The 25,542-nt window shown below is 65.0% G+C and carries 19 protein-coding genes; 9 read left to right on the top strand and 10 right to left on the bottom strand.

The window, feature by feature from the left end:
* Positions 1–10 precede the first annotated feature (10 nt).
* The 4 genes from CXR29_RS01370 to CXR29_RS01355 all read left to right on the top strand — a co-directional run bounded on the left by CXR29_RS01370 (position 11) and on the right by CXR29_RS01355 (position 5,908).
* The gene (locus CXR29_RS01370; RefSeq protein ID WP_127363655.1) at positions 11–1,207 is read left to right on the top strand and encodes a CaiB/BaiF CoA transferase family protein; all 1,197 of its coding nucleotides are present in this window, start codon (positions 11–13) and stop codon (positions 1,205–1,207) included.
* Positions 1,208–1,300: 93 nt separating this feature from the next.
* A complete protein-coding gene (locus CXR29_RS01365; RefSeq protein WP_127363654.1) occupies positions 1,301–2,437 on the top strand; it encodes an acyl-CoA dehydrogenase family protein in 1,137 nt (378 codons plus the stop codon).
* 225 nt (positions 2,438–2,662) lie between these two features.
* On the top strand, positions 2,663–4,093 hold the full coding sequence (locus CXR29_RS01360; protein ID WP_127363653.1) for a purine-cytosine permease family protein: 1,431 nt from the start codon (positions 2,663–2,665) through the stop codon (positions 4,091–4,093).
* A gap of 357 nt (positions 4,094–4,450) precedes the next feature.
* Entirely contained in the window at positions 4,451–5,908 is a 1,458-nt protein-coding gene (locus tag CXR29_RS01355; protein ID WP_127363652.1) for a lipase family protein, read from the top strand.
* A gap of 157 nt (positions 5,909–6,065) precedes the next feature.
* On the opposite strand, the gene CXR29_RS01350 is transcribed toward CXR29_RS01355, so the two are convergent.
* From CXR29_RS01350 to CXR29_RS01325, 6 genes are all read right to left on the bottom strand, one after another.
* Positions 6,066–7,403 carry an amidase gene (locus CXR29_RS01350; protein ID WP_127363651.1) on the bottom strand — a complete coding sequence of 446 codons (1,338 nt, stop codon included), beginning with the start codon at positions 7,401–7,403 and terminating at the stop codon, positions 6,066–6,068.
* 14 nt (positions 7,404–7,417) lie between these two features.
* Positions 7,418–8,752, bottom strand: coding sequence for an MFS transporter (locus CXR29_RS01345; RefSeq protein WP_127363650.1), 1,335 nt, complete (start codon positions 8,750–8,752; stop codon positions 7,418–7,420).
* Positions 8,753–8,794: 42 nt separating this feature from the next.
* On the bottom strand, positions 8,795–10,342 hold the full coding sequence (locus CXR29_RS01340; protein WP_127363649.1) for an amidase: 1,548 nt from the start codon (positions 10,340–10,342) through the stop codon (positions 8,795–8,797).
* A gap of 70 nt (positions 10,343–10,412) precedes the next feature.
* Positions 10,413–11,720 carry a M20 family metallo-hydrolase gene (locus CXR29_RS01335; RefSeq protein ID WP_127363648.1) on the bottom strand — a complete coding sequence of 436 codons (1,308 nt, stop codon included), beginning with the start codon at positions 11,718–11,720 and terminating at the stop codon, positions 10,413–10,415.
* 183 nt (positions 11,721–11,903) lie between these two features.
* Positions 11,904–13,205, bottom strand: coding sequence for an MFS transporter (locus CXR29_RS01330; protein WP_241241538.1), 1,302 nt, complete (start codon positions 13,203–13,205; stop codon positions 11,904–11,906).
* An 84-nt stretch (positions 13,206–13,289) separates the two neighbouring features.
* Entirely contained in the window at positions 13,290–14,222 is a 933-nt protein-coding gene (locus CXR29_RS01325; protein ID WP_101596151.1) for a LysR family transcriptional regulator, read from the bottom strand.
* 314 nt (positions 14,223–14,536) lie between these two features.
* On the opposite strand from CXR29_RS01325, the gene CXR29_RS01320 reads away from it, so the two are divergent.
* The 3 genes from CXR29_RS01320 (at position 14,537) to CXR29_RS01310 (ending at position 18,503) form a co-directional block, all read left to right on the top strand.
* Entirely contained in the window at positions 14,537–16,669 is a 2,133-nt protein-coding gene (locus CXR29_RS01320; protein WP_101596152.1) for an HNH endonuclease signature motif containing protein, read from the top strand.
* Positions 16,670–16,800: 131 nt separating this feature from the next.
* Positions 16,801–17,727: a prolipoprotein diacylglyceryl transferase gene (gene lgt / locus CXR29_RS01315; RefSeq protein WP_101554726.1), complete on the top strand. Its 927-nt coding sequence runs from the start codon at positions 16,801–16,803 to the stop codon at positions 17,725–17,727.
* Between the two features lie 233 nt (positions 17,728–17,960).
* Positions 17,961–18,503, top strand: a complete 543-nt coding sequence (locus CXR29_RS01310; protein WP_127363647.1) for an acyl-CoA thioesterase — start codon at positions 17,961–17,963, stop codon at positions 18,501–18,503.
* Positions 18,504–18,592: 89 nt separating this feature from the next.
* Here CXR29_RS01310 and CXR29_RS01305 read toward each other — a convergent pair whose 3' ends face one another.
* The 3 genes from CXR29_RS01305 to CXR29_RS01295 all read right to left on the bottom strand — a co-directional run bounded on the left by CXR29_RS01305 (position 18,593) and on the right by CXR29_RS01295 (position 21,049).
* A complete protein-coding gene (locus tag CXR29_RS01305; protein ID WP_127363646.1) occupies positions 18,593–19,786 on the bottom strand; it encodes a pyridoxal phosphate-dependent aminotransferase in 1,194 nt (397 codons plus the stop codon).
* Between the two features lie 169 nt (positions 19,787–19,955).
* Positions 19,956–20,513, bottom strand: coding sequence for a hypothetical protein (locus CXR29_RS01300; RefSeq protein WP_127363645.1), 558 nt, complete (start codon positions 20,511–20,513; stop codon positions 19,956–19,958).
* Between the two features lie 113 nt (positions 20,514–20,626).
* The gene (locus CXR29_RS01295) at positions 20,627–21,049 is read right to left on the bottom strand and encodes a cupin domain-containing protein (protein ID WP_127363644.1); all 423 of its coding nucleotides are present in this window, start codon (positions 21,047–21,049) and stop codon (positions 20,627–20,629) included.
* 178 nt (positions 21,050–21,227) lie between these two features.
* On the opposite strand from CXR29_RS01295, the gene CXR29_RS01290 reads away from it, so the two are divergent.
* Positions 21,228–22,682, top strand: a complete 1,455-nt coding sequence (locus CXR29_RS01290; protein ID WP_127363643.1) for an NAD(P)/FAD-dependent oxidoreductase — start codon at positions 21,228–21,230, stop codon at positions 22,680–22,682.
* A gap of 631 nt (positions 22,683–23,313) precedes the next feature.
* On the opposite strand, the gene CXR29_RS01285 is transcribed toward CXR29_RS01290, so the two are convergent.
* Positions 23,314–24,042, bottom strand: a complete 729-nt coding sequence (locus tag CXR29_RS01285) for a VIT1/CCC1 transporter family protein (RefSeq protein ID WP_101555800.1) — start codon at positions 24,040–24,042, stop codon at positions 23,314–23,316.
* A gap of 171 nt (positions 24,043–24,213) precedes the next feature.
* Between CXR29_RS01285 and CXR29_RS01280 the strand changes: the two genes are divergently transcribed.
* Positions 24,214–25,395, top strand: coding sequence for a pyridoxal phosphate-dependent aminotransferase (locus CXR29_RS01280; RefSeq protein WP_127363642.1), 1,182 nt, complete (start codon positions 24,214–24,216; stop codon positions 25,393–25,395).
* Positions 25,396–25,542 lie beyond the last annotated feature (147 nt).

The following is a 25,542-nucleotide window of genomic DNA, read 5'->3' as shown; positions in this document are numbered from 1 at the left end:
GATGAGAGTCATGAACGCAACGAAGCAGCTCCTGACCGGGGTTCGGGTCGCCGATTTCTCCCGAGTTCTCGCCGGTCCCTACGCCACCGCCATGCTCGCCGATCAGGGCGCCGAGGTCATCAAGATCGAGATGCCCGGCCACGGTGACGATTCCCGACATCTCGGACCCTTCACCGATTCCGGGTCGACGTACTTCACCGGACTCAACCGCGGCAAGCGATCGATCGAGGCCAATCTCAAGGATCCCGAGCACCATGCACGCCTCCTCGAGTTCATCAAGAGCTGCGATGTCGTCGTCGAGAACTTCCGTCCCGGCGTCGCGGCGAAACTCGGCCTCTCCTACGCCGACATCAAGGCCGTGAAGCCCGATATCGTCTATGCCTCGATCTCCGGTTTCGGACAGGCCGGCAGCCAGGCGGGACGACCTGCCTATGACACGGTCATCCAGGCACTGAGCGGACTCATGGCCTCGACCGGCTTCGCCGACGGCTCTCCCACCCGAGTCGGAGAATCGATCGCCGATGTCTCCGCTGGAGTGTTCGCGGCCTTCGGCATCTCCTCGGCGCTCTTCCACCGTCAGACCACCGGCGAGGGAGCCCATATCGACATTCCGATGCTCGATGTCATGCTCGCCATGCAGCCGACGAATGCCTCCCTCCACGCGGCCGGCTCCTCTCCGTCGCGGGTCGGCAACCGCCACCCCGTCTCCGCCCCCTTCGACACCTACCGCGCCGCCGACGGACTCGTCGTCATCGCCGTGGCCAACGACCGCCTCTTCGGCACTCTCGCCGCCACGCTCGGCAAGCCGGAGCTCGCCGCCGACCCGCGCTTCGCCACCGACGGCCATCGCTCGGACAACGACGAGGCACTGCGCATCGAGATCGAAGAGTTCACCAGCGGGCGCACCGTGACCGAGCTGTGCGAGATCTTCGATGCCGCCGGAGTCCCCAACTCCCCCGTCCTCGATTTCGCCGAGGCGGTCACCGGGCCCATCGGCAAAGGTCGCGGACTCACTGCCGCCGATCCGCGCACCGGTCACACCTATCTCGGCCATCCGCTCCTCGTCAACGGAGCGCGGCCCGCGTCCGCGCTGCCGGCGCCCCACCTCGGCGAACACAATGCCGACTTCGCCGAGGCGGGGCGGATGAAGCCGTCGGACCCAACGGATTCGACGGACTCGGCCGAACCGACCGAGTCGGCGAACTGAGCCGCGGGACGAAGGATTCGGCTCCTCCCGCCGACGCCTCCCTCCACGCACATCCTCTGCACCTCACGATCAACCCACCTCCAAGGAGCACTCATGGCCTTCGACATCACCGCCGACGAACAGGAACTCGTCGACGCCGTCGCCCAGATCAGCAAGGACGTCCTCGCCCCGCAGGCGGCCTCCGCAGACGCGAACGAACGTGTCTCGGATGAGACGTTGAAGACCCTCGCCGAGGTGGGGGTCATGGGGCTCAACCTGCCCGAGGAATTCGGCGGGCCCGGCGTCGGTTCGGTGGCGATGAGCCAGATGGTCGCCGCCATCACCGAGGCGTGCGCATCGACCGCGTCGATCGTCACCGCGCAGTTCCTCGCCACCGACTCGATCCTGCTCGGCGGCACCGACGCCCAGTGCGAGGCGTGGCTGCCGCGGGCCGCCGCCGGCGAAGTCATCGGCTCCTTCGGACTCACCGAGCCGGGGGCCGGGTCCAACCCGGCAGAGATGTCGACGAAGGCCACTCGCGTCGACGGCGGATGGCATATCAAGGGCACGAAGTGCTTCATCACCAACGCCGGCTTCGCGGACTTCATCATCGTCTACGCGAAGACCGACGTCGACGCCGGCCACAAGGGAATCAGCGCATTCATCGTCGACACCGCGGTCGCCTCGGCGGGGCTGGACTTCAATCCCCCGGAGAAGACGATGGGTCTTCGCGGAAGTCCGGTCTACGAGTTCGTCATCGACACCGTGGTTCCCGAGGACGCCCTCCTCGGGAAGGCAGGCGAAGGCTTCACGACGGCCATGCGCGTGCTTGACCGCGGCCGCATCGAGGTGGCTGCGATGAGCCTGGGAATCGGCAAGGCTGCCCTCGACGCCGCCGTGGCGTGGGCCGGCGAGCGCAAGATCAACGGCAAGCCGCTGAACAGGCTCCAAGGCATCGCATTCAAGCTCGCGGACATGTACACGAAGTACCGGTCGGCATGGCTGCTGACGATGGACGCCGCCGAACAGCGCGATTCGGGGGTCGATTTCACTCGGTCTTCGGCGACCGCGAAGCTCGCCGCCTCCGAGGCGGCCGCCTTCATCGCCGACGAGGCTCTGCAGATCCACGGCGGCTACGGTTTCACCCGGGACTTTCCGCTCGAACGCTATGTCCGCGATGCGAGGATCTATCGCATCTACGAAGGCTCCTCGGAGATCCAGCGCACGATCATCGCGCGCTCTCTGTCCTGATGAGGCGGCTGAAACAAGCCGGAGAATCGAGCGAAACAGAACAGAAATCCGTCCGAGATTACGATCGAAGCGGGGCTGAGGGGCGATTCGTTCGCCGTTGAGTCCCGCTATTCATTTCACCCCGCAGATGATCCGAAATATCGGACAGAATGTGTGATTCAGGTCTCGTCTCTCATCGTCTTTGGGTGTTGACTGAGTCTGATTCATCACTCAAAGGAGAAATTCATGGCTAGTACGACCAATTCGGGGATCGAGAAGCGATCCATCGAGATGGTGCCTGACGCCGAGCGTCACGGAACGCCACGTTCCCAGTTCACCCTGTGGTTCGGCGCCAACACTCAGATCACCGCGATCGTCGACGGGGCCTTGGCCGTCGTCTTCGGCGCCGACGCACTCTGGGCGATCATCGGCCTGCTCATCGGCAACATCATCGGCGGAATCGTCATGGCACTCCACTCGGCGCAGGGTCCGCAGCTGGGTCTGCCGCAGATGATCTCCTCGCGCGCCCAGTTCGGCATCATCGGCGCGATCATCCCGCTCGTGCTCGTCGTGCTCATGTACATCGGCTTCGCCTCGACCGGCGCGGTGCTGTCCGGCCAGGCCGTCAACCTCATCATCGGCGTTCAGACCCCATGGGTCGGCATCGTCATCTTCGGTGCGCTCACGGCGTTGGTGGCCCTGCTGGGATACAAGTACATCCACGTGCTCGGTCGGATCTCCTCGGTGACGGGCCTGCTCGGCTTCCTCTTCATCACCTACTGCGTACTCACCCAGGTCGACGTCCCCGGACTGATCTCGGGTTCGTCGTTCGCCTTCCCCGCCTTCCTCTCGGCCATCGCCCTGTCCGTGGGCTGGCAGCTGACCTACGGACCGTATGTGGCTGACTACTCGCGCTACCTGCCGCGCTCGACCCCATCCTCGAAGACCTTCTGGTTCACCTTCGGCGGATCGGTCATCGGTTCGCAGTGGTCGATGACCCTGGGCGCGCTCATCGGTGCGGCCGCCATGACCGAGTCCGGCAACGAATTCGTCGAGAATCAGGTCGCCTATGTCGGCGACATCGTCGGCGGGGGTGTGTTCGCCCTGCTCATCTTCATCGTCATCCTGCTGGGCAAGCTCACGGTCAACACCCTCAACGCCTATGGCGCGTTCATGTGCACGCTGACGATCCTCACCTCCTTTGGCAACAGGGCGACCATCCGTCGATGGACCCGCGCCGTCTTCGTCATCGGCATCGTCACCGTCACCGTGCTCGTTGCGCTGCTCGCCTCGGCGGACTTCCTCGCGAACTTCAAGAACTTCGTCCTCACGCTGCTCATGGTCTTCACCCCATGGTCGGTCATCAACCTCACCGACTACTACCTGATCTCGAAGGACCGCTTCGACATCCCCGCCTTCTACGACCGTCACGGTCGCTACGGCAACTGGAACTGGCGTGCACTGGTCGCCTACGGCATCGGCGTCATCGTTCAGATCCCGTTCCTCGCGCAGTCTTTCTACACCGGGCCGCTGGTCGCGAAGCTCGGCGGCGCGGACATCTCGTGGCTCGTGGGCATCGTCGTCACCTTCGTGCTCTACTTCGTGCTTATCCGCAATAAGGGAGTCGCCCCGAAGGAGACGATCTACCCGAGCCTCGAGGAACTCGAGCGCAAGTGAGACCCACCCCCGCCGAGGCGGCCCTGCCCACTCCGGGCAGCTGACCTCGGCGGGGTGGTTCGGCTCCTCCAACGGCCGTCGGCCGGCAGCGTGCTTCGCTGTCGACCGGCGGCCGTCGACGTGTCTCTCCACCAGGCAACAGACCGAATCTGCACTTAACTACCACTCAGTTCTACTATCAAGTAATGTGTGTGGTGCCCGTCACAACCAGAACGTCCAACGGTGAACACTCTGGTCGACTGCACCCCGTCGCGACTCTGATCTCACCGTCACGGTGTACACCGCTGCGGTCTGCACCGACACCACTGTCCCGCACCTTCTCAATGCCGAGAGACATGGCAGAACAGGCCCACGCCTATGAGCACGCCAACCACAGCACTGCCGACCACCTCCTCACACGGTTCCCGTCGTCGCCTCCAGGCCCTGAGCGCCGCAGCCGTCGTCGGCCTCGCACTCACTTTGTGCACGACAACCGCTCCCGCCCATGCCGCCGAGCTCGTTCCGCAGACCGAGGCCGAAGCCGAACAGTTCCTCGACGACCGTGCGGCGGAGGATCCGAGCACGCTCGATCGCCACAGCGTCCCCGAGGGCATCAGCGTCGAAGAGGCACAGAAGGCCGTCGAAGAGTCCGATGAGATCACCACGGCCGATGTCGAATACGCCGCCGCGCAGGAGGAGCTTCCGGCATCGGGGGTTCCCGGGAACTTCTATCAGACCCCGGACTCACTGCCGAGCGAGGACGGCGCAGTGGTCAAGCAGGCCGAATCCGAGTTCTACCTCGATCCGGTGAAGCTCATCAAGCATGACGCGAAGTCGACGGTCTTCATGTACAAGACCACCGATGAGAAGGGACAGGCCCGAGCCGCCACCGCCACTCTGCTCACCCCGAACGGCGCGAGCGGCCACGCTGAGGATGCCGTCGTCATCGCGCCGGGCACCCAGGGCATCGCCGACAAGTGCGCTCCGAGCCGCCAGATGGGCATGGGCACCGAATACGAAGGCATCTCCGTCGCATCGGCGCTGGCCGCAAAGCATCCGGTTGTCGTCGTCGACTACATGGGCCTCGGCACCGAAGGCACCCACCACTACGTCAACCGTGTCGAAGAGGGGCGCTCCGTCCTCGACGCGGCACGTGCCGTCCAGCAGGTCGATGGCAGCGAGATCGATGAGGACACCAAGCTCCAGCTGCGCGGCTACTCGCAGGGCGGTCATGCTACGACGGCGGCCCTGGAGCTCCAGAAGGAGTGGGCGCCCGAGCTCAACATCGCCTCCGCTTCGGCCGGCGCGGTGCCGACCGACCTGTACAAGACCGTCTCCGGTCTCTCGAGCGTCTATACGGCATTCGCACTCTACGGCGTCGTCGGGTTCGCCGATCAGGCTGACATCGATCTGTCAGAATTCCTCAACGAGAAGGGGCAGAAGGTGGTCGCCGAAACAGCGGACAAGTGCACCGTCCAAGCCCTGCTCTCGACTGCCTTCACGGATGGGAAGTCGCTGACGAAGAACGGCGAGTCGTTCCCTGAGGTCATCGACGAGAACTTCGCGGACATCGTTGACCGGCAGCGGTTGGGTAAGGCCGAAGTGCCTGATATTCCGCTGCTGGTCAACCACAGCCGCCTCGACGACGTCATCTCGTTCGATCAGGGCAAGGAGCTCGCGTCGACCTGGTGCAGAGCCGGTCACAAGGTGGCCTTCGAGGACAATCTCGGGCCCACTCACTTAGGCGGCTACGTCGCAGCCCTGCCCCGCATCGAGACCTTCACCAGTCGCACCTTCGCGGGCAAGGCTCCGCTCGACAGCTGCTGGAGGCTGTGACCTCCCACCCTCACCGAGGCGGCCCTCCCTGATCGGATCACGCATCCGAACGACGTGGCCCATCCTCGCCGCGGCGGCCCGCACCGTTGGGAAGCCCATGCACACGAGGCGGCCCTCCCGAAATGGGAGGGCCGCCTCGGCGGTATCTGAATTGGGTTCACCCCAGCCGCGAGGCGAAGGCGAGCAGGTCGCGGTCACCACCCGGGCGACCGACCAGCTGCACCGCCCGCGGTCCTGAGCTGGCTCCAGTTCCAACGCCGTTTCCGTTTCCAACGCCAGCTCCGTTTCCGACGCCGGCCCCGGGCAGCGGGATCGTCAATGCCGGCCAGCCGAGCACGTTGAACGGCATCGAATAGCGCATGAACTTCGCCGCCGATCCGGAGTCGATCTCATCCCAGCGGACCACCGGCCCGTCGAGCGCTGGAGTGAGCAGGAAATCGGCGGCGCCGAAGACCGACAGCGACCGCTCCCGCAGTTCGGCGAGCGCGTCCAACTGCTTCCGGTATTCGGCCTCGCCGAGGTCCCGGCCGGCCTCGATCTTCTTGGCCACGCCCGGTTGGTAGTCCGCGGCGTGCTCGGCGAAGAGGTCCTTGTGGACCTCGTAAGCCTCATAGAGGCGGATGAAGTCGTAGGTCGGCGCAAGGTCGTCGAGGAGTTCGCCCAGGGCCGGGCCATTCGCCGAGGTGATCGTGAGCTCCGGGACCGTCATGAGCAGGTCTCTCGCCCGGCTATCGTCGTCGCCGAAGAGGCTGACATCGATCGTCCGTTCGCCGCTGCCGATGAGGCCGATCGCTGCATTCAGGTCAGGTACCTCGCCGGACTCGTCGCCAGCGATCACATCGAAGGCCGTGGTCAGCACGCCGAGGTCCGAGGCGAACAGGCCGACGGTGTCGAAGGCAGGCGACAGCGGGAAGACTCCGTCGACGGGCACGACGCCGAAGGTCGGTTTGAACCCGAACACGCCCTGGCAGGCCGCGGGCACGCGCACGGACCCGGCCGTGTCCGTGCCCAAGGCCAAAGGTACCGCGTTGGCGGCGACGAGCGCGGCCGATCCGGAGCTCGATCCGGCGGTGCACAGTGCGGGATCGACGGGGTTGATCACGCGGCCGAAGGCGGATTCGTCGCCGAGGATTCCGTAGGAGTATTCCTGGCAGTTCGTCTTCGCGACCGGGATCGCCCCCGCTGCTTCGAGTCGGTCCACGACCGGCGCCGAGGCGGTCGCCGGGGCATCGCTGCGCACCGCCGATCCCATCGTCGTCGGGTAGCCGACCAGGTCGATGACGTCCTTGATGGCGAAGGAAACCCCCTCCAATCGCCGAGGCGGCTGCCCGGAATCGCGGCGGCGGATCGATTCCGCGGTGAGGGCATCCGCGCGGTCGACGGTCATCGCTGTGACGGCGTTGAACTGCGTTCCGGCACGTTCCACCTCGGCGATGGTGTGCTCATCCATCGGATGAGCCTGTTCCGTCGTCGGCTGCTCCTGTCCGTCGGTCATCTGTCTGCTCCTGGTCACTGGCTCAGCGCCTTGTTCCTCGTGTCGAAGAGGACGAATATCCCTGCCAACAGGTTAGCCGCGACGAGGTAGAGCGCGACCGGCACCCACGATTCGAAGGCCGTGAACAGCAGCACGGAGATCATCGGCGCCGGGGCTGAGGAGATGAGCCCGCCGATCTGGTAGGAGATCGATGCTCCGGTGTAGCGGACCTCGGGGTCGAAGAGTCCCGAGATGAAGCCCGAGGAGGTGGCGTAGACGATCGAGTGCGCGATCGGGAATGCGATGATCATCGCCAGCACCGCACCGAGGAAGGTCCCGGTGTTCATCGCCCAGAAGATCGGGATGGCGGCGACGGCGGTGACGAGGCTGCCGACGAGCATCATCGTGCGTTTGCCATGGCGGTCGGCGAAGATCGCGACGAGAGGGATGGCGATGACGTCGAAGGACGCACCGATCGCTATGGCCAGGAGCACCTCGCCGCGGTTGAGTCCGGTGGAGTCGGGCGCGTAGGAGAGCAGGTAGACGCTGGCGATGTAGAAGAGCGTGTTCGATCCGACGAGGCAGAAGATGCCGATGAGCAGCGACTTCTTCGAGGTCTTGAACAGTTCGAGGAAGGGCAGGCTCGCAACCTTCTTCTCTTCCTTGACCTCGTTGAGTTCGGGCGACTCGGTCAGGCGCAGGCGGATGAAGAGGCCGATGAGGACGAGGACGGCGGAGATGAGGAACGGGATCCGCCACCCCCAGGACATGAACTGCTCATTGGGCATGAGCTGGACGAGGAAGAACACGAGGCTGGAGAGCACGGAACCGGCGGGCACACCGGCCTGCGGCCAGGCTCCGTAGAACGCCTTCTTATGAGGTGGAGCGTGTTCGACAGCCATGAGCACGGCCCCGCCCCATTCGCCGCCGACGCCGAAGCCTTGGACCACGCGGAGGAGGACGAGGAGGATCGGAGCGGCCACGCCGATTGTGCTGTAGCCGGGCAGCAGCCCGATCGCGAAAGTCGCGAAGCCCATCATGAGCAGGGACAGCACGAGCATCGACTTGCGGCTGAGCTTGTCACCGAAGTGCCCGAAGATCACTCCGCCCAAGGGCCGCGCGACGAAGGCGATGGCGAAGGTCGACAGCGACGCCAGCTGTCCGGCCAAGGGGTCGAGCGAGGGGAAGAACTGGTCGTTGAGCACGAGCACAGCCGCGGTGCCGAAGAGGAAGTAGTCGTACCATTCGACGGTCGTGCCGATGAAGCTCGCGAAGGCGACCTTGCCCGGGTTGGTGCTGCTCGGATCGGCTGAATGCGTGGTGGTTCCGACGGGGTCGTCGGGGCGAACTGATTGCGGATCAGACGTCATTGTGGGTCCTTCTTGCTGTTTCAGGGGCGCCGAGTCCGGTCGTCACAGCGGTGCGAGACCGGACCACGGGCAGAGCTCTTCGATTGCCGCGGCGACGTCGAAGGCGCGGACGTCGTCATAGGGGTGGGCGATGACCTGGACGCCAGTGGGGATGCCGCAGTCGGCCATGCCGGAAGGCACATTGACGATCGGCACGCGGTTGCAGATATTGAACGGCATCGTCATATGCGCCTGCCAGTAATGGTCGAGCCGGACGTCGTCCCCGCCGTCATTCCCGCTCGCACCACCTGACCTGGCAACTTCGCGACCGACGCCGCCGGCACCGACCCAGATCCCGTCGAGATAGCTCGCATCGGCCTCCAGCCCCGCCACCGCCGAGGTGGGCGCCACGAGCACATCGAACCCGTCCATCGCAGACGCCAGCTCTACCTGGATCTGCGCTTCCATGGCGAGTCCGTCATAGAAGGACCGGCGTGCGGCGACGGCTTCCGCATCGGCCATGAACCGCACCGTGTAGTCGGCCAACGTGTCCTCGTGGCCGCGAGTGGCCTTTCGCATGGCGGGCGCGAGCAGGTTTCCGAAGTGCGTGAACGCGGTCTCGAAGATCCGCTCGGACGTCCACGGCAGTGCGATCTCCTCGACGTCGGCTCCGGCCGATTCCAGCGCCGAGGCGACCGCGCGGGTATTCGCTTCGATGTCCTTCCCGACGGGGAAGTCCCCCAATCGCACGCACAGCGCGACCCTGCGTCCGCGGAGTCGGTCGGCCGCCTCGGCGGGGTCGAAGTCGTCGAGGAACCCGGGCGAGGCGATCGTCGCGTGATCTCTCGGATCGACGCCGACCATGACGCGGGCGAGCAGGGCGGAGTCGGCCACGGTGCGCGCCATCGGCCCATCCCCGCGGTACCAGTCGGCGGCCAGCGGCTGGGCGCCGGGGATCCGACCGTACGGGGCTTTGTACCCGACGGTGCCAGTGAACGCGGCGGGCAGCCTCGTCGAACCGGCGATGTCGGAGGCGGTGGCCAGGGGCGCAAACCCGGCGGCGAGCGCAGCACCGGACCCGCCGGAGGACCCGCCGGGTGAGAGGTCGAGGTTCCACGGGTTGCGGGTCACGCCCCACATCGGCGAGTGCGTGATCGTCGCGCAGCTGAACTCCGGCGAGGTGGCTCGGGCGTGGACGAATCCCCCGGCGGCGCGGATGCGGGCGATGATCGCGGCATCGTTGTCGGCGATGGTGTCGCGTTCGTGGAGCAGCCCTTGGGTGAGGCCGCGGCCGGCCAGGGCGTGTTTCTCCTTGGCGATCACGGGAAGTCCGAGCAATGGCCGGGCGGCGGCCGCCTCGGCGAGGTCATCGTCGGTGGCGTTCGCATAGAACGTCTCGGCTTCCCGCGCCGAGGTGACCGCCTCCTCGACGACTTCGGTGACCGCATTGATGCGCTCATCGTCGGAGGTGATCCGGCCGATGAGCGAGCTCAGGTAGTCGACCGGGGACAGCTCCTTGGTCCGGAAGGCAGCGAGCGCCTCGGTGGCGGACAGGGTCCAGGGTTGAGTGGGGTCGGGCGCTGTGGCTGGACCGGTTGCATTGGCGGTCATGGGGTCACCTCGATGTGAGTTCGCAGGAGGTCGCTGCTGTCACCGTAGCGGATGCGCTGAATATCGGTGCTCATGCGCGCGCCTCGGCGACGGAGGAACCGACCCACACGGCACCGTCACGGACGTCGGCGAGTTCACCGCGGACGAGTTCGCCGGCCACCGAGGTGAGGACGCGGACTCCGCGGAGCATGTCGTCGTCGGTGGTGAATTCGCGTTCGCAGTGGGAGACGCCGTCGACGCTGGGCACGAACATCATCACGGCGGGCACGCGGTGATTCATCGCCACGGAATCGTGGCCGGCCATCGTCTCCAACCGGCGGATGCTCAGGCCTTCGTTGGCGACAGCCTTCTCGGCGAGTTCGACGCCCTCGGTCGGGAAGTGGCGTTTGTCGCGGATGTCGAAGTCGCGGGCGTCGATAGTGATGTCGTGGGTGCGGGCGATCTCGGTGATCTGCGTCTTCAGTGAGTTGCGGGCGGCTTGGACGATGGCGGGATCCGAGGAGCGGAGGTCGGCGACCATGTGGACGCGGCGGGGAACGACGATCGGCGAGTTCGGTTCGACGACGTGCTGGCCGACCGAGGAGACGAGTGCTTCTTCCTCGAACTCGTCAACCACCTCGGCGACGGCGAGGACGACCTTCGCGGCTGCGACGAGCGCATCGTGGCGGTCAGCCATGGCTGTGGCACCCGTGTGCGACTGTTCGCCGAGGACGTCGATGTCGAGTTTCTGCGTGTACCAGCTGGATTCGACGACGCCGATGTCCGTGGTTTCGCGCTCGAGGATTCGGCCCTGCTCGATGTGGATCTCGGCGTAGGAGATCGCCTCGGGCGGTGTATCGGTGCCGGCGTAGCCGATGGCGCCCAGCGCCTCAGCGACGGTGGTGCCGTCGAGGTCGGTGACGGCGAGCATCTCGTCGAGGTCGAAGAGCCCAGCGTAGACGGAACTGCCCATGATCGACGGGGCGAAACGGCCGCCTTCCTCGTTGAACCAGTTGACGACGGCGAGGTTGTAGGTCGGTTGCAGGCCGGATTCGGCGAGTTCCTCTTTGACCCGCAGGGCCGCGAAGAGGGCGGCGATGACTCCGTAGGCTCCGTCGAAGCGACCCCCGAGCGGCTGCGAATCGAGGTGGGAGCCGATGAGGACGTACGGGGCGCCGGGAACGAATTCGAGGCACGCGAACATGTTTCCGATCGCGTCGACGCGCACGTCGAAGCCTTTGTCCGTCGCCCAGCCGCGCATCCAGTCACGCGTCTGCTTGTCTTCGGCCGTCAGCGCCTGCCGGTCGACGCCGTTGTTGTCGGTGGCACCGATGGTGGCGACGAAGTGGAAGTCGGCGAGGAAGGCTGCGTCGGAGGACGGGGCTGCCTGATGGTTCATTGCTGATCGCTTCTCTCATGAGGGTGGGATGTGGTTTGCAAGGGACTAGGGGCGCGGGTGGCAGGCGCGGGTGGGGCTCGCACATCGCTTTGAGTTCAGTTCATCGCTTTTCATCCCGATGATCTGTACAAAATGTGATGTGAAAGTGGACGAAACTCGATGCCAATGCAGGCTCACCCGTGCTCACCCCAGACGTCCACGGGTCTCGGGCAGACGCGTGACGAAGATGAGGACGAGGCACAGGGAAGCGACGGCGGCCATGTAGTAGCCGGGAGCGGTGTTGACGCCGGTGATGTCGACGAGCCAGGTGCCGACGAACGGTGCGGTGCCGCCGAGCACTGCGTACGAGATGTTGTAGCTGATGGCCGCCGAGGTGAACCGCGTCTTCGTCGAGAAGCGCTCACAGAAGAAGGTGTAGCAGCCGCCACCGTAGCAGCAGAGGGCGAGGACGAAGATCGTCTGCCCGAGGAAGGCCAGCCCCATGTGTCCGCTGGTCACAAGGCCGAACGCCGGCACCGAGGTGACCGCCAGCAGAATCGTGCCCGCGATGAGCATGGGGCGCCGACCGAACCGATCACCGAGGTGACCTGCGATGGGCAGGAAGATCGTGTAGCTGGCCATGGCGATCGCATTGATGAGCAGCGACTGCTCACGGCTGAGGTCACCCGTGGTCTGGATGTAGGTGACGAAGTAGGCCGAGAGCATGTAGAAGCCGAGTGCGGTGACGCCGAGGACGAAGAAGACCTGGAGCATGCCGACCCAGTTCTCGCGGAAGGATTCGCGGATCGGGCTGAACTCCTTGGGGCGTTCCGCAGCAGTCTGCTTGAACAGCTCGGATTCGTCGGTCTTCGACCGGATCCACAGACCGACGGCCGACAGCGGCAGGGCCAGCAGGAACGGCACTCGCCAACCCCAGGAATCGAAGGAGGCATCGCTCATCACCGTCGACAGCACCAGGATCAGACCGCCGGCGAACACCGAGGGCAGAGCGGTCGCGGCCAGAGTGATGTTGATCCACAGGCCGCGCTTGGCCACCGGGGCGTGTTCGTAGACGAAGGAGGGTCCGCCCACGGATTCGCCGCCGGCAGAGAAGCCCTGGCCGAGTCGGGCGAGGATGAGCAGGATCGGGGCGAACCATCCGATCGTGTCGAATCCGGGCAGGATGCCGATGAGCGCCGTGCAGGCTCCGACGAGGAAGATCGTGATGGTCAGCGTCTTCCGCCGGCCCACCTTGTCCCCGAGGGCTCCGAAGAACAGCCCGCCGAGGGGACGCATGACGAAGGCGACGCCGAAGGTCGCGAAGATGACCAGCAGGCCGGTGATCCGGTCGCCGTCGGGAAAGAAGTATTCGGACAGAATGACTGCCGAGAGTCCGTACAACGTGAAGTCGTAGAACTCGACGAACTGGCCGATGCTGCCGCCGAGCAGCACTTTCCGCTGCATGCTCGTGGACGTGCGTCCCTGCTCAACTGTTGGGGTGGACATCGAGGTGCTCCTGGAGTCGCGTGATGGTTGGCACCATCTTTGCGGCACAGATCACATCAGTCCAACAGTTACTTTTTGGGTAGCTCATAGATCCGATTGATGACCGGACGCCGGGCCGAGGATCTCCTTCGTCAGCTCGCAGTAGGCCCGGCCGCGCCGATTGAGACGGACGTCGTTGGGCCAGATGAGTGCGAGGTCGATGCTCGGGAAGTCGTCGAGGAGCGGGATGTCGACGGTCTTCGAACCGATGTAGGTCCCCGAGGAGACACTCTGGCTGAGCAGGGAATAGCCGAGCCCCATCGCCACGAACGAGCGCACTGTCTCGTACCCGGAGAACGAGTGGCGAATACGCGGGACGACCCCGGCGATCCGGAACAGCTCGTCGTAGTACTGGCGAGAGTAGGGAAGATCGAGCTGGATGTAGTTCTCGTCCGCCAGCTCGCGCAGATGCACGGGGCGGGGACACCCTCCGGCCCCGAGGCGGTGCTCGAGTGATACGAGGACGTGCGGCCTGACGACATCGATGAGATACGTGTCGAAGCGGTCGCTCAGTCCCAGCGTGTACGTCAGGGCGATGTCGCAGTCACCGGCTGTGACCGCACGCTGCAGCTCTTCCAGGTCCGCTTCGAGGTAGTTGACCCGCACGTCCGGATAGCGCTTCTCGAACTCATCGTGGATGAGCGGCAGCCTCGTCGGCGCAATCGGCGAGAACACGCCGACGGTCAGCTGACCGCTCAGCGACCGAGAGAGCCCGAGCGCGGTCTCACCGAGGTTGTCGGAGGACTCGAGGAACGGTGTGACCTCCGTGAGGAAGCGCTTTCCCGCCGGGGAGAGTACGACCGACCGGTTCTTCTGTCGGATGAAGAGGTCGAGGCCGAGGGTCCGCTCGAGCTGCGCCATCGCCGTCGAGATCGCCGATTGGGTGACGTTGAGCTGCTTCGCCGCCTCGGTCATATGCTCCCGCCGGGCGACCTCCTGGAAGTACCGCAGCTGCACGAGCGTGAAATCGAGTGCCATAATCCCTCATCATCCCACCCGCAGCGGCCATGCATGCAGACACAGCCCCGCCGAGGCGGTTCGCCGCGGAGCCTTTGACCGCCGCGGCAATCCGCGTCGATCTCGGGTCAGTTTCACGTCGATCTCGTGTCGGTGCCGACAGATAGAATCATCCTCAAACACGTCAATGACGCGGTGACCATCATCTCAATAGTCATTCTCAAGTGTAACGACAATTCTAATCGAATGTTTTTCGAAGTTTCTATTGTTTTCTCCATCACGACTGCCTATAATTTCAGTAAGAGACCTTCAACGGCGAACGGAACTCGACAGCGATGACATTCACCCCCGACCGCAAGCGACGCAAGTCAGGAAAGCGCGACCGCCGCGCTGCCGCTGACTCACGCGGCGGGGCGAGTCGACGGCCACCGAACGCCTCGGTCCCCACAGATCCCACCAACGTCCCCTCTCGTGCCGCTCGTGACGCCGCGGACAACGCCCCCGCGCACCCCGAAAGCGAGTCACCACGCCCTGAATCTCTGGCTGAGCAGCTCAAGGCAGCCGGCCTCGACCTCAGCGGCCACCACTTCGCCGAGGTCTTCGAGGCCCTTGACCCCGTGGCGACCGACCCCGTAGCGACTGGCCCCGTCTCGAACGACGGCGAAGAGCAGAACGAAGCTGCGTCGACTGCCGACACCGAACACCCGAATGCAGCCGACGCTTCAGCATCATCCACCGAGGTCGAGCCGAACGCTCCGACGGACTCGCTTTCACAGCCGAACCCGACCGCACTGTTCGAAACAAGTGAGCAAAACCGCTCAACCACGCAGCCTGCATCCACTGATTCCGCCGCCCCGGCCACCACAAGCACCCCCGCCGCCGCTCAGCTCGAGACTGGAGACGATACTCAGCGACCGACCTCGCTTCACCCAGTCCTCACCGACTCCGCTTGGAACGATCTTGCCGCGAGCACTCCCGAGATCACCGACTCGATCGCCTCCCTGACCGGACTGGTCGCAGGGCTTCGGGCATTCGACCGGCCGATGGGGCCCGGCGAAGCCCTGCAGGTCATCGATGGGGCTGAGGCGCTGCGTCGGCTGAGTGAATCCCTGTCCACACTGGCACTTGCCGTCTACGAACGCGTCGGCACCCCCAAAGACAGCGGCGCCAAGTCGACCAAGGCGCTCATCCAGGAACGCCTCAACCTCTCGGGTCGAGAAGCGAACCGTCGGGCAAAGCTCGCGGAGAATCTCGGCGGACGAGTCGCTCTCGACGGCCAACCGCTTGAGCCCGAACACCCGCTCGTCGCCGAACAGCTCCACCTCGGCACCCTGCCCACGGAACATCTCACTGTCATCGAAGACTGCCTCAAGGCGCTGCCCGCCTGGGTGGACCACGAGACGAGGTCCCGCGTGGAAACCGACCTCGTCAAGTACGGGAAGTCGGTGACTGTCAGCGAGCTCCGCGACATCTTCCGTCAGATGCTCGCTGTCATCGACCCCGACGGCGCCGAGCCGCTCGACCCCAGCGACCGTTCCGCCTATTTCATCACTGCCCGGCCCAAGCGCAACGGAGACTGGAGGCTGGAGGGCGTCCTCGACCCTGTAGCGGGATCCGAACTGCACGGACTGCTGACCTCAAGAATCCAATCCGCGAAAGACGCCACAGCGACAGACAACACAACAAGCACAGCTGGATCCTCGAGCGCCGAGGAAAAGTTCGAGCCTCTCGACGCCGTCCTCACCGGAGATCGCTTCGATGCTCCACCGTGGGCCGTCATCGAGGCCGCCGGCGAATCCGAAGACTCCTCTGCCAATCGGTCCGTTCCTGCCGGCCACGGTGTCCGCCCCGATGGAGCGTCCGTCGATCTCATGAGCGAGCAGCCTAATGCGAAGGCCTGGATCTACGAGCGTTTCGCCACTCTCATCTCGCGCATCAGCATGAAAGAAGCCGCCAAGGGCTCGCCCTACGCTCTGGTCGTCACAGCAAAAGCGTCCGACATCGCCAACGGCACCGGCGAAGCCACCACAGGCTCCGGCGACCGTTTCCCTATGGACGACATCACTCGACGTGGTCTCAACGGCACTGTCTTCTTCCATCTGATGGACGAAAAGGCTCGCACGGTGGAAGTCTGCACAGATCAGCGCTTCGCCAACAAGAAGCAGACCGCGATCATCACCGCTCGAGACCGCGGATGCGTGTTCCCCGGATGTGACGCGCCCCCTGGATGGTGCGATGTGAACCATGTTGTGCCGCACGCCAGGGGCGGCAAGACCGACATCAACAACATGTGTTGTCTTTGCTCCTTCCACCACCACCTCATGGATCGCTCCGACTGGGAAGTCTTCATGCTCACCGACGGGCGACCGGCATGGCGACCGCCCGAAAGCATCGACCCCGCTCGCACGCCGATCCTCCACTCGAGGTTCATCACCGACGACATCATCGACGGCCTCTTCGGCACGTAGCTGCGCAGGACTGCTTCAAGGGCACCGCTGTGCCAACACGCACCCGTCGGCCCGCACCACCGGCCACTGCCTGCCGCACGCTCAGTTCCAGCGAATGCGCGATTCCCAGCCACCACAAATAGACTGGGCTCATGCCTGCAGTTCCCACGAGCGCACTCCTCGCCGAGACCCCCCTTCCGCACGACATCTCGGCAGCGATCCCCAGCCCGTCCATCTCGAGCTTCCAACTCGGACCGCTGACGATCCACTTCTATGCGCTGTGCATCCTCGTGGGCATCATCATCGCCATCGTGCTGACCAACCGTCGCCTGACCAAGCGCGGCGTCGAGGACTGGCAGGTCCTCGACATCGCGACTCTGGCCGTCCCGATGGCCATCGTCTTCGCCCGCATCTACCACGTCATCACGCACTACACGGACTACTTCGGACCCGGCCGCAATCCCTGGAATCCGTTCGAACCCGGCTCGGTCTGGGCGATCTGGGAGGGCGGCATCGCCATCTTCGGCTCGCTCATCGGCGGCACCTTGGGCGCGTGGATCATGTGCCGCAGGCTCGGCCTCAAACTCACCACCCTGCTCGATGCCCTGGCCCCGGGCCTCATCCTCGCCCAAGCCTGCGGACGCTTCGGCAACTGGTTCAACCAGGAGCTCTTCGGCCTGCCGACCACCCTGCCCTGGGGTCTCGAGATCGATCCCGGCAACCCGGCCATTCCGCTGGGCACTCCCCCCGGCACGCTCTTCCACCCGACGTTCCTCTACGAGGTCATCTGGAACAGCCTCGGCGCGCTCGTCCTGCTCTACCTGTCCCGCCACATCTTCTTCCAGTGGGGACGCCTCTTCGCCGTCTACCTCATGTGGTACGGCGCCGGCCGCATCGTCTGGGAATCCATCCGCCTCGACCCGAGCTTCGTCATCCTCGGCCTGCGGACGAATGTCTGGGGCGCGATCGGCGCCGTCGCACTCGGCGTCATCATCATGCTCGTCCAGTGGAAACGCCACCCCGAACCCGAAGAATCACCGTTCATCCCCGGGCACGAACCCCAGCCTGCGAAGGACTGACGGAAACCCTCGCCGAGGCGGGTCCTCAGGTCCATGGCAGCGTTTCCCATCCGTGGTGACGCCTCACCCGAGGCGGATCTCCAAGCCCGGGGCCGCGCCCCCGCCCCTGGTAACGCCTGATCCGTGGTGACGTTCCCCTCCGCAGTGACGCCCACCCAGCAGAATGCGGTGCCGCCTATCTGACGAAGCAGAGGGCCCCACGCAGAAAGATACCGTGAAGTAACATAGATCGTATGCACTTCTTCCGCATGATTCTGCACCTGCTCAGGTCCCATCGACGCACTGCGCGCGATATCTGGGACACGTACTCCCTGCCCATGCGCGTTCACCTGGGCGAGATCGACATCTTCATGCATCTCAACAACGGCAAATACTTCTCGATCATGGACCTCGGTCGACTCGACATGATGGTGCGCAGCGGAGCATGGCAGGCGATGCGTGAGCGCGGCTGGACCGGCGTCGTCAGTGCCGAGACCATCAGCTTCCGCAAGTCGCTGAAACTCTGGCAGCGCTACAGCCTCGAGACCAAGATCTGCGGCATCGATGAGCGCACCGTGTTCTTCGAACACCGTCTGGTCGTCGACGGAGAGATCTACACCCGCGCCTATGTCGCCACACGCGTGATCTCAGACAGTGGCCCGCTCACCAGGGACGACCTCATCGAGGCGTTCGGGGTGCCGGAGAATGCACCTGAACTGCCCGACTGGCTCCACGAGTGGCGCCGCGACAATGCACTGCCGAGCACTCGGCGGCCTGCCCGGAGCAGCTGGAACTAGCCGAGCCGCCGTCGTGCGTGGCTTGCACTCTCGGCTGCACCCGAATCGCCATTGCCGGCCGCCCCACCGCACGGCCGGCCCCGGCCGGTTCAGGATTCGATCCACTCCTTGAGGCGGCCCAGGCCGCGAGTGATCGCGGTTTCATCGATACCCGAATAGGCCAGTCGGATATATGACCGGTCCTCCCCGGGCTGCGGTGAGCCGAAGTGCTCGCGGGTGCAGAATGAGACACCCGTGGCATGCAGCGCCTCGGTGGAGAAGTCCGCCAGAGTCGCGATCCCCTTCGACTCCATCGCCTCGGTGACATCGGGGAAGACGTAGAACGTCGAGCCCGGTGTCGCCACACTCATGCCGGGGATCTCATTGATGAGTCGACAGGTGGCATCGCGCCGTTTGCGCAGCACCTCCAACATCTGCCCCACCGGCCCCTGCGGTCCGCGCAGGGCAGCGATGCCCGCCCACTGCACGTACTGGTTCGTGCACGATTCGTCGTTGGTGTTCATCAGCGAGATCGCCTCGGCGACTTCCTTCGGCGCCACCGCACAGCCGAGCCGTGACCCGGTCATCGCGTACTTCTTCGAGAACGTGTAGAGGATGACGGTGCGCTCGCGCATGCCCGGCAGCGCGGCGATCGACTGCGACTTCCCGCGATAGCGCATCTCGAAGTACGCCTCATCGGAGAGCACCCACAGGTCGAATTCCTGCGCGATCGCGGCGATGGCCTCACGCTCACCCGGGGTGGATTCCGCGGAGATCGGATTCTGCAGGTCGTTGTAGATGATGGCCGTGGTGTTCTCATCGATCGATGCCCGCAGGTGGTCGAGGTCGATGGCGAACCCGTCGGAGGTCGGGACGTACCGGTAGGGAAGCGCCGTGCCGCCGAGGTATTCGATCTGGGACTCGTAGATGGGGAACCCGGGATTCGGGTAGAGCACACCTTCGCCGGGGTTCATCACCGCTTGGAGGAATTTCGTGATCACGGGCTTGCCCCCGGTGGTCACGACCGCCTCGGCGGGGTCGATCGTCATTCCGCGCCGCGAGCCGATGTCATCGGCGAGCGCCTCCCGCAGTTCCGGGATTCCCGGTCCCGGGCAGTAGCCGGTCTTGCCGTCGGCGATCGCCTGGTCGAGGGCTTCGACGATGTGGCCGGCCAGCGGGAAATTGAGATCGCCGAGGTGGAACGGGAACACCTCATTGCCGCGAGCCTTCCAGTCGGCCGCGGCTTGGGCCACGCGGAACGCGGTCTCGGTGCCGAGGTTGTCCAAGCGGCGAGCAGTCTTCATCGTCGGCTCCTTCTTCGTGGTCCATCTCTTCGAGGGCAATACTGAGGTATCCGTGCTGGGGTGTCCGTGGGTGCTGCGCGCCGTAGGACGGAACCGTCCCAGGGCACGGTGTGCACCGGTTCACTCACGATAGAGCACCTGACCAGGGGTTGTCAGCGGTGTCCGAGTTTCATCCGGCGCTGAGCGCGCTGCGACCAGCCAGCAGACACCACAGGCCGATGCCGAGGAATACCGGAGCACCGAGGGTGCCGCACCAGAAGCTCGGCGCTGCGGTCTCGCGCGGCAAGATGAACGCGACCACCGCGACGATGGTCAGCAGCAGCCCCGCCAGATGAAGGACGGGCTGGCCGAAGACGACGGCGAGCACGAAGAAGTGGACTCCGACGATCGCGAAGATGAGCGGGGCGACGTTCTCGGCCTGACCTACGCGAATGAGGTAGAAGCTCGCCACCGCCCCGATGATGATCTCCGCCCAGAATACGATGAGGTAGAGCGTGAACGCGGACGTCCCGGCGCTGAAGGCACTGGGTTCCGCCCAATTGCCGATGGCGGTGAGAATGCTCGGTACGGCGAGGGCGAGTCCCGCGACTCCAAGCCCGGCGAGCACGAGTCGCCAGACCAGTGCTTTGGGCGGTGCTTCCTGTGCCCAGCCCGACCAGATGAACGCAGCAAGTCCGAAGATCGCGCCGATCATGACGAGGTCGCGCGGGTGGGCCAAGTCGATCATCGTCGATCCCTTTCGTCCGATCGGGCTGTCTTCGACAATACTCAACGAGGATGATCCGCGCCCCTGACGTTTTCCCGACTCCCTCAGCCCCGCGCACCCTGCTCACCAGAAGTTCACCCTTCGCTGGGCGCGATGAACAGCTTCCGCAGCGGCGCCCCATCGATGTACCAGCGGGTCTTCATCCCGGCATCGAGGCGGACCAGCGACCCCGGCACCAGTTCGATGGGGTCACGAAGGGGTTCGTCGAATTCGACGCGTCCGGTCCCGGAGATGACGAGGAAGACCTCGTGACCTTCGATATCGCGCATCGATCCCGCGCTCATCTCCCACAGGCCGAAGTCGGCTCCCCCGATGGTGCCGAGTTCGGCGAATCCCGTCGTCACCGACTCCTTCGCCGAGGCGGCCGATCCTTCCGTCTCGACCGAGCCGACCGTGTCGGCTTCTCCCGCCGAGGCGGCCGAAACATTCTGCCATTCCTCGACGGGTTCGTGGCTGAGTGGGAAATCGTGGGTGTTGATCGGCTCCATTGCGCTCATGCGACCAGTGTAGGCAGACAGCCCGCCCACTCTCCGCAAGGCGAAGAAATCAGTAGGGTGCCGAGCTCGTTTCAGCATCTGATCTGAACCGACGCAACTATTTACTTCCCGTCGGTCGTGGGATAGAACTGATTCCGTAGGCGACCGTCTGGTCTGCCTCGAGTTCAGGAGTTGATCCGTGTCCTACTTCAATGGTGAAGCCTCGCACTGGCTGGCGGCCTCCCCCGCCGACGACGTCGACGCCGCACCGCTGCCACGCGAGAAGCAGGATCTCGTCATCGTCGGCGGCGGACTGACCGGCCTGTGGTCGGCTTATTACGCCAGGCAGGCCCACCCCGATTGGGCGATCACCATCATCGAGGCCCGCCACATCGGCTACGGCGCTTCCGGTCGCAACGGTGGGTGGCTGTCGACCCTGATGCCGGGCAACCGCGCCAAGTTCGCCGAGGCGGTCGACCGTGCCCGGAAGAACAATCCCTCCGGACCGGTCGGCTCGGCAGGGCTCGACGGTGTGGCCAGCGTCAGCGCCTTCCAGTCCGCGCTCTTCGACTCCATCGACGAGGTCCTCGCCGTCTGCAAAGCTGAAAGCATCGATGCCCACCAAATCCGCGGCGGCCATATCGACATTGCTCAAACGGAGGCCGGCCTGTCCCGGCTGCGCGATCTTGAGGCCGGCAATGAGCAGTTCGGATATGGGCCCGAAGACATGCAGTTCCTCGACGCCGAGGCGACTCGGAAACGCATCAATGTCGACGGGGCGCTTGGCAGCCTCTACTTCCCCGGTACCGCCGCCATTGATCCTGCACTGCTCACCCGGGGACTCGGCCACGTGCTCAGGGAACAGGGCGTAACCATCTGTGAGGCCACCTCGGCGAGGCATATCCGAAAGAATTCGGTCGCCACGGACCGCGGGCCGGTGCGCGCGGACACGATCTTCGTGTGTCTCGAGGGGTATTCGGACACGGTCGGCGGCGACCTGCCGGGCCTGGCCGGACGTCAGGTCATCCCGGTGTTCTCGTCGATGATCGCAACCGAGCCGCTGGCGGACGAGGCGTGGGCGTCGATCGGCTGGGAGGGGCGCGAATGCCTCGGCGACACGGCGCACACGTTCATCTATGCCCAGCGCACGGCCGATGGCCGGATCGCGCTCGGCGGCCGTGGGGCGCCCTATGCTTTCCGGTCGGGTCTGCCCGGTGACGGTGAGGTCCCCGCCGAGGTGGTCGACCTGTTGGCCGGGCGCCTGTCCTCGCTCTTCCCGGACCTCGAGTTCGAGGTTGCTCATGCCTGGCGCGGTGCGCTCGGAGTGACCAGAGACTGGTGCGCCGGCATCTTCTTCGATCCCACACAGCGCATCGGAGTGGCCCGCGGCTATGCCGGACACGGGGTGACGGCGACTCATCTGGCGGCGAAGACACTGCTCGATCGGGCTGCCGGAGCATCAACGCCCTTGACCGCGCTGCCGTGGAACGATCACTTCTCCGGGCAGTGGGAGCCCGAACCGATTCGGTGGTTGGGCATCCGGTCGATGTACAAGATCTTCGGCCTCGCCGACTCGTGGGAGTCGGTGACCGGGGCGAAGAAGACGAGCCTGCTCGCCCGACTCGGATCCCGGCTGGCGGGCCTGCACGAGTAGGCCGGTCGAGAGTGACCGGTCCGGCACCACCACCGCTGATGTCCAGCGAATCATAGATCTCGAGAAAGAGAACCGGAAACTGCTCCGAGCTGACCAGATCCTGTAGTCGGCTTTCTTCGCGGCGGACCGCACCTGCCCCCTCGGAAAGCGGCACCTCCAATGTTCACAGAGCGGGCTTACGTCGGTCGTGATCACCTGCGAGATCGTCGGCTGGCAGGTATCGAGGTCGTCGCGTACCGAGGTGGCTCGGGACGCCCCGCAGATGGGGATCCGCCAGCGTCGACGTGCCGATGGGGATCTGCCCGGTCTGGTGCATCGCTCGAATCCCAGGGTCCGGTATCGAGCATTCCGCTGTCGCGAGGACCTGGCCGAACAAGACACCGTCGGGCCTGTCGGATCTCGTGGCGATTCATCCGATAATGACCTTGCCAAGGCACTGAACTCACGTGGCAAAGCCGAGCTGATTCGAAATAGGGGGCCGTGAAGGGGCACTGCTGGTGTCGAGATCGCCACTGCAGATTGGGTTCACTGGTGCAACGCGTACCGACCGCATGGCCTGCTGGGGGCCGTAGAACTAGGGCAGCTCTCGCCACGATCCCAGCTCCACAAAAAATTGGTGACGAACCAGGCCCTAGGCCACCGAGGTGCCGAACAGCATACCCACAAGGAATGTCGCGGCGAGCGCAATCGCGCCGCCGATACAGGTGCGGGCGACGGCGGACCACCTGTTCGCGCCGCCGACCCACGCCGCCACGTAGCCGGTGATCGCGAGGGCGACGATGGTCGCACCAAACGTCACCGGGATATTCATCGACGTCGGCAGGAAGAGGATAGTGAGCATCGGCAGGAGCGCGCCGACGAAGAACGAGAGCGCGGAGGCGAGCGCTGCTTGCCACGGGTTCACAACGTCGTCCTCGTCGATGTTGAGCTCCGTCGAGAGGTGCGCCTTGAGCGCATCCTTCTCGGTGAGCTCCTTCGCCACCACCTCCGCGGTGCTGCGCGTGAGCCCCTGAGTCTCATACAGCCCGATGAGCTCCTCGAGCTCGCCATCTGGGTCGACTCGGAGCTCCTCTCGCTCTTTGTCGATCAGGGCCCGCTCGCTGTCACGCTGGCTCGAGACCGAAACGTACTCGCCGAGGGCCATCGAAATCGCCCCACCGACAACGGCGGCCGCGCCGGCAAGCAGGACCGGCGTGAAGCTGTTCGTCGCGCCAGCGACTCCGACCACGACGGCGGCGGTCGAAACGATGCCGTCGTTCGCGCCGAGCACTCCGGCACGAAGCCAGTTGAGTCGCTGTGCCAGGCCATCGATCTGGTGTGGTTCTTCTCGCTCGGCTTCGTGGCCGCGGGTGTTCCTCATGGTGCAGATTGTAGGCGCTGTGACGCCGCGCACGTAAACGGCGGAGCGAGGCACGTAGGACCGACGTAGGACCGTTCCACCAAGCCGACACGGAGCCCGTGGGAACCGTCCTCGGGTCTTACGCAGCGGTGCCCTCTGCCTCCGCTCGCGAGGAAGGGGCAGACTGAAGCCATGACGAAATCCCGCATCTCCCCCATGGCCGCCTCCTACCCGGCCTCAGACATCCGCAAGATGTTCAACCTCGCCCTTGACTTCCCCGATGCCGTGAAGCTCACCGTCGGCGAACCGGACTTCACCACTCCGGAGCACATCAAGGCCGCCGGCATCCGAGCGATCGAGAACGATAACACCCGCTATGTCGCGAACGCCGGCATCCCCGAACTGAGGCAGGCCATCGCCGGGAAGTATTCGGAGCGGTGGAATCGCAGCATCGCGCCCGAGAACGTCATGGTCTCCTTCGGCGCGATGGAAGCACTCACCTTCGCCCTCGATGTCACCGTCTCCCCCGGCGACGAGGTCATCATCCCCGACCCCAGCTTCCCGAACTATCTGGGGCAGGTGCACCGCCTCGGCGGGGTTGCCGTGTCCGTTCCCGTCACCGAAGACAACGATTTCAAGCTCCGCGCCGAGGATGTCCGCTCAGTGATCACGGACAAGACCGCGGCCGTGATCATCAACAGTCCGTCGAACCCTTTGGGCTCGGTCATGGATCGGGCCGACCTCGAGCAGATCGCTGCGCTGGCCGATGAGCATGGGTTCACCGTCATCTCCGATGAGGTCTATGACGAGATGGTCTTCGATGTGGAATACACCTCCATCGCCGAGGTGAAACCGTCCACCGCCGAGGTGGGAGCTGAGTTCGATCGGTTCCTGGCCATCGGCAGCTTCTCGAAGACCTATGCCATGACCGGCTGGCGGTGCGGTTTCGTCATCGGTTCGCAAGATTTCATCGCGCCGATGGCACTGCTGCAGGAGGGGCTGACCTCGAGTCTGCCCGGGTTCGTCCAGGAGGCAGCGGTCGCCGCAATCGAGGGGCCGCAGATTGCGGTCGATGAGATGGTCGCTTCGTATGCCAGGCGGCGTGAGCTCATGGTCAAGCGCGTCAACGCCATCGCGGGCTTGAGTCTGCTGCGCCCGGCGGCGACGTTCTACGCCTGGGTGAACGTGTCCGAGTGGAGGCTGGACTCCTGGGACCTCGCAACCCGACTGCTCGAGGACCACAATCTCGCGACGATTCCCGGTTCGGCCTTCGGCCCGGCCGGTGAGGGCTACCTGCGGCTGACCTTCGCGGTCTCGGACGAGACCATCACCACCGCCTGCAACCGGCTGGAGGCCTTCGCCGCTGGGCGGTGATGCCGAAGCTCGGTGAGCTAGCGAGCGCTGAGCCCGCTGGAGCTGAGCCCGCGGTGGCTGGGCCGGCGAACGATGAGCCCGCGGGAGCTGGGCCGGCGAACGATCAGCCAGCGGTAGCTGGGCCGCCGAGCGCTCAACTTAGCGTCG

The organism is Brevibacterium linens, assembly GCF_003999335.1.
GTDB classification, from domain to species: Bacteria; Actinomycetota; Actinomycetes; order Actinomycetales; family Brevibacteriaceae; genus Brevibacterium; species Brevibacterium linens.
Note: the sequence above shows the minus strand (reverse complement) of the source record. Positions and strands in the feature narration are given on the sequence as shown.